This window comes from Kitasatospora sp. A2-31 (assembly GCF_022288725.1).
Classification (GTDB): Bacteria; Actinomycetota; Actinomycetes; order Streptomycetales; family Streptomycetaceae; genus Kitasatospora.
The window spans coordinates 45,336-60,010 of sequence record NZ_JAKNTA010000001.1; the positions used below are offsets into that span (position 1 = coordinate 45,336).

At 74.2% G+C, this 14,675-nt stretch carries 12 protein-coding genes; 7 read left to right on the forward strand and 5 right to left on the reverse strand.

The window, feature by feature from the left end:
* The first annotated feature begins 69 nt into the window (after nt 1-69).
* Entirely contained in the window at nt 70-813 is a 744-nt protein-coding gene (locus MCM47_RS00210) for a gamma-glutamyl-gamma-aminobutyrate hydrolase family protein (RefSeq protein ID WP_238739877.1), read from the forward strand.
* Between the two features lie 110 nt (nt 814-923).
* Here MCM47_RS00210 and chrA read toward each other — a convergent pair whose 3' ends face one another.
* Nucleotides 924-2,072, reverse strand: a complete 1,149-nt coding sequence (gene chrA / locus MCM47_RS00215; RefSeq protein WP_238739878.1) for a chromate efflux transporter — start codon at nt 2,070-2,072, stop codon at nt 924-926.
* 188 nt (nt 2,073-2,260) lie between these two features.
* Between chrA and MCM47_RS00220 the strand changes: the two genes are divergently transcribed.
* Nucleotides 2,261-3,379 carry a cation diffusion facilitator family transporter gene (locus MCM47_RS00220; RefSeq protein ID WP_238739879.1) on the forward strand — a complete coding sequence of 373 codons (1,119 nt, stop codon included), beginning with the start codon at nt 2,261-2,263 and terminating at the stop codon, nt 3,377-3,379.
* Between the two features lie 59 nt (nt 3,380-3,438).
* Nucleotides 3,439-4,341 carry a 5'-3' exonuclease gene (locus MCM47_RS00225; protein ID WP_238741393.1) on the forward strand — a complete coding sequence of 301 codons (903 nt, stop codon included), beginning with the start codon at nt 3,439-3,441 and terminating at the stop codon, nt 4,339-4,341.
* Here MCM47_RS00225 and MCM47_RS00230 read toward each other — a convergent pair.
* Nucleotides 4,328-4,762: a hypothetical protein gene (locus tag MCM47_RS00230; RefSeq protein WP_238739880.1), complete on the reverse strand. Its 435-nt coding sequence runs from the start codon at nt 4,760-4,762 to the stop codon at nt 4,328-4,330. The genes MCM47_RS00225 and MCM47_RS00230 overlap by 14 nt on opposite strands.
* Before the next feature lie 142 nt (nt 4,763-4,904).
* Between MCM47_RS00230 and MCM47_RS00235 the strand changes: the two genes are divergently transcribed.
* Nucleotides 4,905-5,378, forward strand: coding sequence for an NUDIX hydrolase (locus MCM47_RS00235; RefSeq protein ID WP_238739881.1), 474 nt, complete (start codon nt 4,905-4,907; stop codon nt 5,376-5,378).
* Between the two features lie 85 nt (nt 5,379-5,463).
* Here MCM47_RS00235 and MCM47_RS00240 read toward each other — a convergent pair whose 3' ends face one another.
* Complete coding sequence (locus MCM47_RS00240; RefSeq protein ID WP_238741399.1) at nt 5,464-8,319, reverse strand: RNA helicase; 2,856 nt, start codon at nt 8,317-8,319, stop codon at nt 5,464-5,466.
* A 270-nt stretch (nt 8,320-8,589) separates the two neighbouring features.
* On the opposite strand from MCM47_RS00240, the gene MCM47_RS00245 reads away from it, so the two are divergent.
* Nucleotides 8,590-8,964, forward strand: coding sequence for a hypothetical protein (locus MCM47_RS00245; RefSeq protein WP_238739882.1), 375 nt, complete (start codon nt 8,590-8,592; stop codon nt 8,962-8,964).
* 29 nt (nt 8,965-8,993) lie between these two features.
* Nucleotides 8,994-9,332 (forward strand): metalloregulator ArsR/SmtB family transcription factor, encoded by a 339-nt coding sequence (locus MCM47_RS00250; protein WP_238739883.1) that lies wholly within the window; start codon nt 8,994-8,996, stop codon nt 9,330-9,332.
* Between the two features lie 75 nt (nt 9,333-9,407).
* On the opposite strand, the gene dacB is transcribed toward MCM47_RS00250, so the two are convergent.
* Together dacB and MCM47_RS00260 are read right to left on the reverse strand one after the other, a co-directional pair.
* A complete protein-coding gene (gene dacB, locus MCM47_RS00255; protein ID WP_238739884.1) occupies nt 9,408-10,976 on the reverse strand; it encodes a D-alanyl-D-alanine carboxypeptidase/D-alanyl-D-alanine-endopeptidase in 1,569 nt (522 codons plus the stop codon).
* Between the two features lie 223 nt (nt 10,977-11,199).
* Nucleotides 11,200-12,474, reverse strand: coding sequence for an aminotransferase class V-fold PLP-dependent enzyme (locus MCM47_RS00260; RefSeq protein ID WP_238739885.1), 1,275 nt, complete (start codon nt 12,472-12,474; stop codon nt 11,200-11,202).
* A gap of 92 nt (nt 12,475-12,566) precedes the next feature.
* Here MCM47_RS00260 and MCM47_RS00265 point away from each other — a divergent pair, with 92 nt between their 5' ends.
* A complete protein-coding gene (locus MCM47_RS00265; protein WP_238739886.1) occupies nt 12,567-14,633 on the forward strand; it encodes a prolyl oligopeptidase family serine peptidase in 2,067 nt (688 codons plus the stop codon).
* Nucleotides 14,634-14,675: the final 42 nt, after the last annotated feature.

Consider the following 14,675-nt stretch of genomic DNA (forward strand, 5'->3'; position numbering starts at 1 on the left):
GGGCGGGTGTGGCGCGCCGAGAGGCGTGATTGACGGGGTATCAGGTGGGACGGGAGGAGAATGCCCGCCATGGATCGCAGGCCTTTCATCGGCGTCAGCACCTACCAGGTGGACGCGAGTTGGAGTGACTGGCGTGCCCGCCGGGTGGCACTGGTGCCCGAGCGGTACACCGCCTACGTGCGGGACTCGGGCGGGATCGCGGTGCTGCTGCCGCCGGACGCCCCGGAGCGCGCGCCCGAGGTGCTGGCCCGGCTGGACGCACTGGTGATCGCGGGCGGGCCGGACCTCGACCCGGCCTACTACGGACAGCCGCCGCACCCGCTGACCGACGCGAGCTGCCCGGAGCGGGACCACTGGGAGTCCGCGCTGATCCGGGCGGCGCTGGCCGCGGGCATCCCGTTGCTGGGGATCTGCCGCGGCATGCAGGTCCTGAACGTGGTCTGCGGCGGCACGCTGATCCAGCACCTGCCGGACGTGGTCGACCCGGACGTCCACGCCGGCACCCCCGGCAGCTACGGCCGGCACGTGGTGCGGCCGGTGCCCGGGACGCTGCTCGGCGGGCTGCTGCCGGAGAGCGAACTGACGGTGCCGACCTTCCACCACCAGGCGGTGGACCGGCTCGGCGCGGGCCTGCGGGTGAGCGCCCACGCACCGGACGGCACGGTGGAGGCGGTGGAGGGGCCCGGCTTCACCCTCGGGGTGCAGTGGCACCCGGAGCAGGGCGACGACCTGCGGGTCATGCAGGCCCTGGTCCGCGCGGCGACGGCGGCCCGCGCCGTCCCGCTGGAGGCGGTCGAGGCGGCCCTGGGCTGATCCCGACCTCCGGCCGGCGGGCCGGGACCCCGCGGGCCGTCCACCGGGGCGCCCCTGCGCGGGCCGTCCACCCGGGCGGGCCGGCCGCCGGCCCTGGGCCACGGCCGGCCTCAGGCCACCGGCAGCCCGGCCACCGCGGCGATCGCGCCGGCTGTGCCGGCCGCGAGCAGGGCGAGCACGACGCCACGGCGGGCCGCGACCAGCCAGAGCAGGGCGGCGGCCAGCACGCCCCACTGCCAGCCCTGCGCCAGCGAGGCGGCGAGTGGCACGGCCGAGCCGGCGATGGCGCCGACCACCGCCGGACCGGCGCCGGTGAGGAAGTCCTGCACCCGCTGGTTCGCCCGGAGCCGGTCGAAGTGGCGGGCGCCGAGGACGACGAACAGGAAGGACGGCGCGAAGGCGACCGCGGCCGCCAGCAGCCCGCCGCCGAGCCCGGCCGCCGCATAGCCGACCGCGGCGACGGTGTGCACCACCGGGCCGGGGGTGACCTGCCCGAGGGCGACGGCGTTGAGGAACTGTCCGTCCGTCATCCAGTGGTAGCGGTGCACCGCGTCGTCCTGCATCAGCGGGATGATCACGAAGCCGCCCCCGTACGAGAGCGCCCCCACCTTGAACGCCACCCACGCCACCGCCCCCAGCCCGCCGAGGACGGGCAGGGCGGGCAGCGCGGCGGCCGCCGGCAGCGCGGCATGCCGGCCGCGGGCCCGGACGGCGATCTCGGCCGCCCCGGCCGCGACCAGGACCAGTACCAGCCACGGGCCGGTGAGGATCGCGGCGACCGCACCGGCCAGCGCGTACCCGACCCAGCGGGCCCGGGCGGTACGCTCCCGCCCCACCCGGGCGAAGCTGCCGGGGACCAGCGAGGTCGCGGCCTGCACGGCGACCGCCGGAACGGCCGCGCCCGCACCCGCCGCCGCGCCGAGCACCCAGAGCGGCGGGTCGCCGGCCAGGAACAGCACCGAGAGGGCGAGGATCAGCACCAGCCCGGGCGAGATGAAGCAGGCGCCGCCGACCAGCGCGCCGGCGGTGCCGCGCAGCCGCCACGCGGTGAAGATCGCCAGCTGGGTGGAGGCGGGGCCGGGCAGCAGGTTCGTCGCCGCGATGCCGTCCTCGAACTCGCCGGGCTCCATCCACTTGCGCCGCTCCACGCAGAGCCGGCGCAGCAGCAGGATGTGCGCGGGCGGCCCGCCGAAGCCGAGCAGCCCGATCCGGCCCCACTCGCGGGCGATCTCACCCAGTCCGACCCGCTGCTCCACCACGGCTGCTCCCCAGTTCGACGGCGGCGCGACGATACCGGAGCCGGGTGTCGCTTCGGCAATGACAACGGTCTCCAGTGCAGCCTTTGGATCTTCCTTCGATCTGAGGTTCACTTCGGGTGCAGGGGCGGTTGCGCCCCTTCCGCGATCCCCGTACGTCCAGACCCCCGCGCGTCCAGGAGAGGACAACGATGGCCGGGCACGAGCACTCGCACGATGATCATGCGCATGACCGGCAGCACGGGCCCAGTCGCCACGGCCGCGGCGGCCACGGGCATGGCAGCCACGGGCATGGCAGCCACGGCGGGCACGGCCACGGGCCCGGCGGGCACAGCCACGGCGTCGCCGCCGACGCCGACCGCCGGTGGCTGCTGAGCGCGCTCGCGCTGATCGTGGTGTTCATGGCGGGCGAGGGCGTGGTCGGCTTCGCCGCCCGGTCGCTGGCCCTGATCTCCGACGCCGCACACATGCTCACCGACGCCGCCTCGATCGTGCTGGCGCTGGTCGCCATGCGCCTCGCCGCCCGCCCGGCCCGCGGCGGCTACACCTACGGCCTCAAGCGCGCCGAGATCCTCTCCGCCCAGGCCAACGGGGTGACGCTGCTGGTGCTCTCGGCCTGGCTCGCCTACGAGGCGGTCACCCGGCTGATCGAGCCGCCGGACGTGACCGGCTCCCTGGTGCTGGTCACCGCGCTGGTCGGGATCGTGGTCAACCTGGCCGCCGCCTGGTGCATGTCCAGGGCCAACCGCAGCTCGCTGAACGTGGAGGGCGCGTTCCAACACGTCGTGACCGACCTCTACGCGTTCATCGCCACCGCCGTGGCCGGTCTGATCATCCTGCTCACCGGCTTCGCCCAGGCCGATGCGATCGCCTCGCTGATCGTGGTGGTGCTGATGCTGAGGGCCGGCATCGGCCTGGTCCGCGACTCCGGGCGGATCTTCCTGGAGGCGGCGCCGGCCGGCATCGACCCGGACGAGGTGGCGGACCGGCTGGTCGCCCAGCCGCTGGTCGAGGAGATCCACGATCTGCACATCTGGGAGATCACCTCGAACCAGCCGGCGCTGTCGGCCCACATCCTGGTGACCCCGGGCGGCGACTGCCACGCCGTCCGCCGGGAGCTGCAGCGCAAGCTGGCCGGCGAGTACGGGATCACCCACAGCACCCTGCAGGTCGACCACGTCGGTGAGGACCCGGCGGGCACCCTGCTGCAGATCACCGCCCCGGAGTTCGCCGCCCCGTCCGGCAACGGCCCCGACCACTGCGCCGACGCCCACGGCCCCGTCCACCGCGCCGGCCCCCACGACCACTGAGAACCGGGTGTCCGTCGGCGCGGTGCGGCATGATCTGACTCGTGACCGCACCGCGACTGATGCTGCTCGACTCCGCCAGCCTCTACTTCCGGGCCTACTTCGGCGTGCCGGACACCCTGCGCTCCCCGCAGGGCGAGCCGGTCAACGCCGTCCGGGGCCTGCTCGACTTCATCGCCCGGCTGGTCCACGACCACCGGCCCGACCAGCTGGTCGCCTGCATGGACGCCGACTGGCGCCCGCAGTGGCGGGTCGACCTGATCCCCACCTACAAGACGCACCGGGTCGCCGAGGCGGCCGTCGACGGCGAGGAGGAGGTGCCGGACACGCTGGCCCCGCAGGTACCGGTGATCGAGCAGGTGCTCGACGCGCTGGGCATCGCCCGGGTCGGCTCGCCCGGCTACGAGGCCGACGACGTGATCGGCACCCTCACCGCCCGGGCGAGCGGCCCGGTGCAGATCGTCACCGGGGACCGCGACCTCTTCCAGCTGGTCGACGACGCCCGGGGGGTCACCGTGCTCTACCCGGTGAAGGGCATGGGCAACCTGCAGGTCACCGACGACGCGCTGCTGCTGGAGAAGTACGGGGTGCGCGGCGCCCAGTACGCCGACATGGCCGCCCTGCGCGGGGACCCGAGCGACGGCCTCCCCGGCGTCAAGGGCATCGGCGAGAAGACGGCCGCCCAGCTGATCAACGAGTACGGCGACCTGCCCGGCATCCGCGCCGCCGCACTCGACATCGGCTCGAAGCTCACCCCGGCCCGCCGCCGCAACATCATCGAGGGCTCCGCCTACCTGGACGTGGCCCCGAAGGTCGTCCGGGTCGCCGACGACGTGCCCCTGCCCGACTTCGACCCCACCCTCCCCGACGAGCCCGCCGACCCGATGCTCCTGGAAGACCTCTCCACCCGCTGGGGCCTCGGCACCTCCCTCGACCGCCTCCTCCACACCCTCACCTCCCCCTGACCCTGCGCGGGGCCACCTCACTCCGGGCTCGGGCAGCGATCACATTGGCCAGCGGCTGCTTGATCGTGACCCATTCCGGGTCACCGACGGAGACCGAGTGTCGTACGACTTCGATGACGGCCTCGTCGGCCGTAGCAGGCCTGGTCAGGTTCGCCCGCATGTAGTGCTTGAGGAGCGCCGGGAGCTGATCGGCCCGAGTCACGGTCTTGGCCCTGAGGGAGAACAGGGGGAGGAACCACTGCTCGAATCCGTCCCTGGTCGCCCGGGTGGCTCGGTACGCGTCGTGCAGCGGCTGCAGGGTTGCCGTGTGGTCGTACGGAAGGTGGCCGTGCAGGGCGTACTGAAGCCGGATGCCGTCGTGTTCGCGGAAGTACCGGCCGTGGGCGGCTATGTGGTTGGCGGCGTTCTCGGTGACGGTCATGACGGCCACATCCGTCTGGCTCGGATGGGTCCGGCAGCAGCGAGGCCGACCGGGCCACCTCCTTGCCGGCGTCGCCCGCCGGCTCGCGATCGTCGGCTGACAGGGACGGGCGGCTACGGACGGGACGACTACAGTCGTCGCCATGAACGACTCCCAGTTCGACGAGGTCGTGGCACGGCCACGCAGTGCCGCCGGCGTGCTGTTCTTCGACGAGGGCGACCGTGTGCTGCTCGTGAAGCCGACCTACAAGCCTGGCTGGGAGATCCCCGGTGGATACCTGCACGCGGGCGAGACCCCGAGTGAGGGAGCAGCACGGGAGGTGGAGGAGGAGCTCGGCATCACGCCGCCGATCGGCCGGTTGCTGGTGGCCGACTGGGCGCCCCACCCCACCGAGGGGGACAAGGTCCTCTTCGTCTTCGACGGAGGAGTCCTCGGGACTGCGCAACTCGACCGGATCGCTCCCGACCAGATGGAGATCAGCGAGCACGCCTTCCACTCCCGCGACCGGCTCGACGCACTCCTCGTCCCGCGCCTCGCCCGCCGAGTCCATGCTGCCTGTGTCGCTCGGGCTCGTACCGAGACCGCGTACCTCGAACACGGCCTTCCCTTCGCGTAGCCCCACACCCGAGCCGCCGCCCCCGGAGGGTCCGGGAACGGTGAAGGGCCCGTCCTCGTGGGACGGGCCCTTCGGGGTCGCGGGGTCAGGCTACGGAGGAGTAGGCGATGATGCCGCGGCGCAGGCCGTCGATCGCCTTGCGGGCGGTCTTGCGCAGTTCGGCGTCCTCGCCGGCCGCGTCCTGGATCTGGCCGAGGACGTCGATCAGCTGCTTGGTCCAGCGGACGAAGTCGCCGGCCGGCATGTCGGCGTCGCGCAGGACCTGGTCCAGGTTGTGGCCGAGTGCCCAGCGGTAGGCGACCCAGGCGAAGCCGAGGTCGGGCTCGCGCTGGCCGACGCCCTCCGCGGTGTTGATCCGGTGCTGTTCCTCCAGGGCGTCGAGGTGGCCCCAGATCCGGACCATCTGGCCGAGCGCCTCCTTGGCCTTGCCCTCGGGCACCCGGGGGGCGGCCGCGTCGTCGGACTGCCGGGCTTCGTACACCAGCGCCGAGGCGCAGGCGGCCAGTTCGGCCGCGGCCAGGCCGTTCCAGACGCCCTCGCGGATGCACTCCGAGGCGAGCAGGTCGAGCTCGCCGTAGAGGTGGCCGAGGCGCTTCCCGTCGTCGGTGACGGTGTCGCCGTGCAGGTACCCGAGGTCGGTGAGCAGGGCGCAGACCCGGTCGAAGGTGCGGGCGATGGTGTGGGTGCGGGAGCGCATCCGGCGCTCCAGCAGCTCGGTGTCACGGTGCAGGCGGTGGTAGCGCTCGGCCCAGCGGGCGTGGTCCTCGCGCTCGTCGCAGCCGTGGCACGGGTGCTGGCGCAGCTCGGCGCGGAGCCGGGTGATCTCCGGGTCGTCGGCGGCGGCCGCGCGGCCGCGGCGGAACCGCTCGGGCTCCAGGTGCCCGGCCTTGGTGCGCAGGGCCGAGGCGAGGTCGCGCCGGGACTGCGGACTGCGCGGGTTGAAGGACTTCGGGATGCGCACCCGCTCGATGGCGGCGACCGGGTGGGGGAAGTCGATCATGGCGAGCCGCTTGACCTGCCGCTCGGCGGTGAGCACCACCGGGCGCGGCCCGTCCTGGTAGTCCGGGTGGCGCGTGCCGGCCCGGCCGTTGCGGCTGACCGGCGGCAGGCCCGGGTCGAGGACGAGGGCGAGGCCGGCGAACTTGCCGGTGGGGACGTGGATGACGTCGCCCGGCTTGAGCTGCTCGATGGACTCGACGGCCGCGGCCCGACGCTGGCTGGTGCCCTCGCGGGCGAGCTCGTTCTCGCGGTCCTTGAGCCGGCGCCGCAGCTCCATGTACCCGTCGAAGTCGCCGAGGTGGCAGGTCATCGACGCGCGGTACCCCTCCAGCCCCTCCTCGTTGCGCTGGACCTGGCGCGCGATGCCGACCACCGAGCGGTCGGCCTGGAACTGCGCGAACGACGTCTCCAGCAGCTCGCGGGAGCGGTGCCGGCCGAACTGCGAAACGAGGTTGACGGCCATGTTGTACGACGGCCGGAACGAGGACCGCAGCGGGTAGGTGCGGGTTCCGGCCAGTCCGGCCAGCGCCTCCGGGTCGAGGCCGCGCTGCCAGAGCACCACGGCGTGGCCCTCGACGTCGATGCCGCGCCGCCCGGCCCGGCCGGTGAGCTGGGTGTACTCGCCGGGGGTGACGTCGGCGTGGGTCTCGCCGTTCCACTTGACCAGCTTCTCCATGACCACCGAGCGGGCGGGCATGTTGATGCCGAGCGCCAGGGTCTCGGTCGCGAAGACGGCCTTGACCAGCCCCTTCACGAAGAGCTCCTCGACCACCTCCTTGAACCGCGGCAGCATGCCGGCGTGGTGGGCGGCGATGCCGCGCTCCAGCCCGTCGAGCCACTCGAAGTAGCCGAGGACGTGCAGGTCCTCGTCCGGGATGTCGGCGCAGCGCTCCTCGACGATCGCGCGCACCTTGGCGCGGTCCTCCTCCTTATTGAGCCGCAGGCCGGAGGAGAGGCACTGCTGGACGGCGGCCTCGCAGCCGGCCCGGCTGAAGATGAAGGTGATCGCGGGCAGCAGGCCCTCGGCGTCCAGGCGGTCGATGACGTCCACCCGGCCCGGCGTCCAGACCCGGCCGGGGCGGCCGTTGGGCATGGAGCGGCCTCGGCCGCGGCCGAACCTGTCGCGCGGGTTGCGGTCCAGCTCGGAGCGGGCCAGCCGGACCAGCTCCGGGTTCACCAACTTGGCCGGGTTGCGCGGGGCGTCCTTGGGGCGGCCGTCGCGGTCGGGGTTGGCGAACAGGTCGTACATCCGGTTGCCGGCCATCACGTGCTGCCAGAGCGGCACCGGCCGGTGCTCGGAGACGATCACCTTGGTGCCGCCGCGCACGGTGTCCAGCCAGTCGCCGAACTCCTCGGCGTTGGAGACGGTGGCGGAGAGCGAGACCAGGGTGACGGACTCCGGGAGGTGGATGATGACCTCCTCCCAGACGGCGCCGCGGAAGCGGTCGGCGAGGTAGTGCACCTCGTCCATGACCACGTAGCCGAGGCCGTTCAGGGTGCTGGAGCCCGCGTAGAGCATGTTGCGCAGCACCTCGGTGGTCATCACCACCACGGGCGCGTCACCGTTGACCGTGTTGTCACCGGTCAGCAGGCCGACCTTGGCGGCGCCGTAGCGCTTGACCAGGTCGCCGTACTTCTGGTTGGAGAGCGCCTTGATCGGCGTGGTGTAGAAGCACTTCCGCCCGGACTGGAGGGCCAGGTGGACGGCGAACTCGCCGACGATGGTCTTGCCGGAGCCGGTCGGAGCGGCGACCAGCACGCCCTCGCCCGCCTCCAGCGCCTGGCAGGCCTCCATCTGGAACTCGTCCAGCGGGAAGTCGTAGAGCTGCTGGAAGCCGTAGAGGGCGGTGGCCTGCTCCTTGGCCCGGCGGCGGAAGGCCGCGTACGCCTCGGCGGGGTTGAGCTCCCGCTCCTCGGGGTGCTCGGGCAGAGGGGTGTTCATCGCCGTCCGGGTGTGGTTGGTGTGATCTCGCATCTCAGCGAGAGGTTACCCGGGAGGACCGACATCGATAGCACCGTTTTCCGCGCCAACGGATCGGTTCTCTCTCATATCCATAGTTGCAAATATCTTCAACCAGTCGCGAAACGGGCAGATTTGATCAACTCCGGTCAAGCTCAGTGGATCGCCGCGCGTTCTCCCTACATTCGGTGCCGAAGCCACCACTCACGGAAGCCGCCGGCCTCTCGGCGGCCACGACAGGAGGAGACGACGATGGCGAACCTGGAGACCTCGCTCAAGGAGGCCATGGCGATCGACGGCGCGATCGGCGTCGCGCTGGTCGACTACGGCAGCGGCATGGCACTCGGCACGCTCGGTGACGGAGGGGAACTCGACCTGAACGTGGCGGCGGCCGGCAACACCGACGTGGTGCGGGCCAAGATGAGGGCGATGGAACTGCTCAACCTCCACGACAACGAGATCGAGGACATCCTGGTCACCCTGACCAGCCAGTACCACCTGGTCCGGCCCCTCACCATGCCGAACGGCCGCGGGCTCTTCCTCTTCCTCGCCCTCAACCGCACCCGTTCCAACCTGGCGATGGCCCGGCACCAGCTGAAGCGGATCGAGCTCAAGCTGGAGATCTGAACGGACCGGGCGCCAGGGAAGGGGACGTCGTGGGGGTCGCGCTGTACCAGGCCAAGGCCGAGTTCTTCCGGATGCTCGGCCACCCGATCCGGATCCGCGTACTGGAGCTCTTACAGGCCGGACCGACGCCGGTCCGCGAACTGCTGGCCGAGCTGGAGATCGAGCCGTCCAGCCTCTCCCAGCAGCTCGCCGTCCTGCGCCGGTCCGGCATCGTCACCGCCACCCGGGAGGGCAGCACGGTGGTGTACGCACTCGCCGGCGGCGAGGTCGCCGACCTGCTCCGGGCCGCCCGGCGGATCCTCACCGAGCTGATCGACGACCGGAACACCCTGCTCGCCGAGCTGCGCGCCGGCGCCGACCAGCCGTGACCCCGCCGGCCGGGCGAGCCGATCAGGCCCGGATCGGCGACCGGGTCCGGTCACCGATCCGGGCCGGCCGCCCGATCAGGTCCAGTCCAGGGCCGCCTTCCCACCGGTCCGGACCGCCGGGCGCAGGGGCGACGACGACGGCGGGGGCGGCGGAGCCACCGCGGGGCCGCCGGCCAGTCGGACGACGAGCGCGTCGATCACCGGGCGCGGGCTCTCACCGGCGAAGTTGTTGAACAGCACGGTGAAGGCCAGGGTCCGCCCGTCGCCCTCGACGTACCCGGTCAGGGCGTCCACCCCGGTCATCGAACCGGTCTTCGCGTGCACCCGGCCCTCGGCGGCGGTGCCGACCATCCGGCGGGTGAGCGTCCCGCCCACCATCCGGCGCGGGTCGCCGGCCACCGGCAGGGCGTCGTACCAGGTCCGGAACCACGGGCGGCTACGGGCGAATCCCAGCAGGGCCGCGTACCGGCGGGCGGTCATCAGGTTGTGCCGGGACAGCCCCGAGCCGTCGCTCTGCCGGGCGGCGGTCACGTCCAGGCCGTTGCGCGAGAGGAACGCGACGACCTCGGCGAGACCGGCGGACCAGCTGCCGGAGCCGGCCCGGACGAGGCCGATCTCCTTCACCAGGTGCTCGGCGATGCCGTTGTTGCTCAGCTTGAGGAAGGGCACCAGCAGCTCGCCGACCGGCGCCGACTCGTGCCGGGCCAGCGTGGCGGCGCCCGCCGCGGCAGGGCCGGCCGCCACGCCCCGGGCCACCGTCACGCCGTGGCGCTGCAGGGCCGCCGCGAACACCGTGGCGGCCACCGCGGCCGGATCGTCGACGGTGACCCACTCGTCGGTGGGGGCGGCGCCCGCCGGCACGCTGCCGGCCAGCACGATCTCGTTGCCGCCGAGCCGGCGGGTGACGTCCGGGGCCGGTGCGCCGCCACCCGGCCCGGTGTCGATCCGGCCGGTCAGCCGGACCGGGGCGTCGGCGGGGGTGAGCCGCACGGCCGCCGGGCGGCCCGGCACGGCGGCCGGCGTGACGGTCAGCCGGACAGTGCCGGGGTCGTAGTCGGTGTCGGTGGTGAGGGTCAGCGCCGAGATCTGCGGGCTGTAGTAGTACGGCTGGTCGTCCCAGGCCCAGTTCGGGCCGAGCCGGACGTCGTCCCAACGGGTGGCGTCGGCCCGGACGGCGCCGTCGACCTCGGTGACGCCGGCCGCGGCGACCTGGCCGGCCAGCTCGTCGAGGTCGGACGGCAGCAGGCTCGGGTCCCCGCCGCCGCGCAGCACCAGGTCGCCGTCCAGGACGCCGTCGCCGCCGCGTCGGCCGTCGGCCAGCACCTCGGTGGCGAAGCGGTGGTCCGGGCCGAGCAGTTCCAGCGCGGCGGCGGCCGTCACGGTCTTGAGGGTGGAGGCCGGCAGCAGCAGCGCATCGCCGGCGTGCTGGTAGACCACCTCGCCGGTGGCGGCATCGTTGACCTGCACCGACACCTGGGCACCGGCCAGCCGCCGGTCGGTGAGCAGCCGGTCCAGGTCGGCGGCGAGCTCCGTGGCGGCCCGTGCCCCGGCGTTCGGGCGGCCCGCCACCGGGCCGGCCACGAAGAGCACGGTGAGGAGCGCGGCCAGCGGCACGCACCACCGCCGGGCGGGAAGGGAACGCACGGGACCTCCGTGGGGTGCTGCGACAGGGCGCTTCGACGGACGGGGCGCCACCACAGGTGGGGCGTCACGACGGGCGGGGAGCCACGACGGACGCGAACCCGTGCGGGGACGGCCCCGGGCAGCCGGACGCCGCGGCGGCGGGACCACTCTCGGGCACCCGGCCCGCCGCCACCGCGGCGACACGCGCCCGGCCCGCCCGGTCGGCGGAGCGTGCGGCGCGCCGTCAGCGCTCCTTCAGCAGCTCCGCGAGCCCCGTCGCAAGCCGCTCGTAGTCCCGCGGCCGGTTGTAGAGCTGCCCGCTGACCCGCAGCACCCCGCCACCCGGCCAGGGCCGCACCACCGTCCGGACGGCGTGCCGCCGCCACACGTCCGCCATCAGGGCCGGGGCCGCCACCTCCTCCTCGCCCCACCCGCGGGGCAGCCGCAGGGCCCGCATCGAGACGCCCGGCGTGGCCGGCAGCGGCTCCAGGCCGAGCCGCTCGGCGAGCAGCGCCTGCCCGTACCCGGCGAGCCGCTCGTTGTGCCGCCGCACCCGGTCGGCGCCGAACGACCGCAGCACCTCGAAGCCCGCCGGGGCCGCCAGCCACGGCGTGTAGTCGCAGGTGCCGCGCCACTCGACGCAGGCCGGGTAGCCGCGGTGGTGCTCCCAGGAGAGCGCCAGCGGGCGGACCCGGGCGGCCCACTCCGGTCGGACGGCGAGCACCCCGGTGGCGCGCGGGGCGAAGGCCCACTTGTGCAGGTTGCCAAACCAGAAGTCGGCGGCCGGCTCGACCGGCTCGGCCAGCATGCCCGGGGCGTGGGCGCCGTCCACCACGGTGGTCACGCCGCGCTCGCGCAGGGCCGTGAGCAGGACCGGGCCGGCGATCCGGCGGGCGGTGGGAGAGGTGATCTGGTCGAGCACGGCGAGCACCGTGCGGCCGCCGACCGCGGCCAGGACGGCCTCGGTCACGGCGGCCTCGTCCGGCAGGCCGAGCGGCAGTCGGACGGTGTCCACCTCCGCGCCGGCCTCCGCGGCACGGCGGCGCACGGCCTCGGTGACGGCGCCGTAGCCGTGGTCGGTGACCAGGATCCGGTCCCCGGAGGCGAGCGGGACGCTGTCCAGGGCGACCGCGACCGCCTCGGTGACGTTGGCGACCAGGGCGAGCAGGGCCGGGTCGGTGCCCAGCTCGGCCGCGAGTGCCGTCCGGGCGGCGCCGACCCGGGCCGGAAGGTCGGCGAAGAACCCGTCCGGGTCGCGCTCCTGTTCGGCCCGGAGCCGCTCCTGCAGCAGCTGGACGGGCAGCGGCACCGCGCCGTAGGAGCCGTGGTTGAGGTGAACCGACTCCCGGTCCAGGGTGAACAGTTCCGCCGTCCCGGGCAGCGGCGCCGGCGGTTCCGCCGTGGCGTCCGCGAGCGGTTCGAGGGGGGCGTTCACCGTGGGTCCGACGGCGGGGTGCACCGGGAGTCCGGCGGCGGGGCGCACCGGGGGTTCGACGGCGGGGTGCGGGGCTTCGGTCACTGCTGCCTCCGGGGTCAATCCTCAAGGTGATGTGTGACATTTCACATGTCCCACTACTGGTCGGGCCATGGTCTCACCGGGAACATCGGGCCGTGACCATCACCGACCCCTTCCTGTCCCTCAGCGCCCGTACGGGCCGCTTCGGCTTCGGAGCCCCGCGCGCGATCACCCTCGGCGAGGACGGTACCCGGCTGCTGCTGCTCCGCTCCACCGGCGCGGAGGACCCGGTCGACCGCCTCCTCCTGGTCGACGCGGCCACCGGCGAGGAGCGCCTGGTCGCCGATCCGGCCGCGCTCGTCCCCGGCCGCACCGGCGACCCGGCGGCGCTGCCCGCCGTCGAGCGCCGACTGCGCGAGCGGATCCGGCTCACCGCCGCCGGCATCGGCTCCTTCGCGGCCACCGGCGACCTCGCGGTCGCCGTGTTCGCCCTCGACGGCCGGCTCTTCCGCGCCGACACCGCCACCGGCGGCTGCACCGAACTCCCGGTCGCCGGGCCCGCCTTCGACCCCCGCCCGGCGCCGGCCGGCGACCGGGTCGCCTACGTCGCCGACGACGCCCTGTACGTCACCCCGGACCGGACGCCACTCAGCCCCGCCGACGGCGCCCGCTGGGGCGTGGCCGAGTTCGCCGCCGCCGAGGAGCTCGGCCGCTCCCGCGGGCACTGGTGGCGGCCGGACGGCGGCGCGCTGCTGGCCGCCCGGGTGGACGAGTCCGCACTCCCCCTGCGCCACTTCGCCGACCCCGCCCACCCCGGCGAGGAGCCCGAGTCCTTCGCGTACCCGCTGGCCGGCGGGCCCAACGCCGACGTCCAGCTCTGGGTGCTCGGCCTGGACGGCGGCAAGGTCCGACTGCGCTGGGACGACGGCGAGTTCCCGTACGTCTGCGCCGCCGAGTGGTCCGGCCCGGACGAGTTGCTGCTCACCGTCGCCGACCGGCTGCAGCAGCGCGTCCTGCTGCTCTCGGCCGACCCGGCCACCGGCGCGACCACCGAACTCTCCCGCACGACCGACGACTTCTGGGTGGACGACCTGCCCGGCACGCCCGCCCGGCTGGCCGACGGCCGGCTGCTCACCGTCCACGACACCCCGGACGCGCGCGGCCTGGCCCTCGACGGGAAGCCGCTGGACACCGCCGGCCTGCAGATCCGTCGGGTCGTGGGCCGGCTGGACGGCCGGCTGCTCTGCGAGACCGGCGAGGGCGACCCGGTCGACCAGCACGTCCACCTGGTCGACCCGGACGGCGGCGCACCCGAGCGGCTGAGCCCCGGGCCCGGCTTCCACAGCGCACTCGCCGCCGGCGGGACGCTGCTGCTCACCTGCGCCGGCCCGGACGGCGTGCGGCGCCGGCTCACCGGCCCGCACGGCGAGGCCGAGCTGACCGACCTCTCGGCCGAACTGCCGTTCGCGGTACGGCCGCAGTTCGCCCGCGTCACCGAACTCGCCCTGCCCACCGCCGTGGTGTACCCGCGCGACCACGTGGCCGGCCGCCGGCTGCCGGTGCTGCTGGACGTCTACGGCGGGCCCGGCTACCAGGCGGTGGCCGCCGAGCCGCGCCGCTGGCAGCTCCGCCAGTGGTGGGCCGACCAGGGCTTCGCCGTGGTCACCACCGACAATCGGGGCACGCCGTTCGTCTCCCCCGAGTTCACCCGGGCGATCTTCCGGCGGTTCTCCCAGGTCGCGCTGGACGACCAGGTGGCCGCGCTGCACGCGCTCGCCACGGACCACCCCGACCTCGACCTCGGACGGGTCGGCGTCCGCGGTTGGTCGTACGGCGGCTACTTCGCCGCCCTGGCCGTGCTGCGCCGCCCGGACGTCTTCCACGCCGCCTGCGCGGGCGCGCCGCCCACCGACTTCCGCCACTACGACACCGCGTACACCGAGCGCTACCTCGGCCTGCCCCAGGAGAACCCCGAGGGCTACGCGGCGGACTGCCTGGTGGACGACGCACCCGGCCTGACCCGCCCGCTGCTGCTGGTCCACGGCCTGGCCGACGACAACGTGCACCCCTCGCACACCCTGCTGCTCTCGCAGGCGCTCACCCGGGCCGGCCGGCCGCACAGCGTGCTGCCGCTGCCCGGCGTCACCCACATGACGCCGGGGGGCGTCCAGGAGCAGGTCGCCACGGCCGAACTCGCCTTCCTGCGGGCCGCCCTGGGGTGAACCGTTGAGTTCGCGGCCGGCGGCTGCGACACTCCCGCCGTG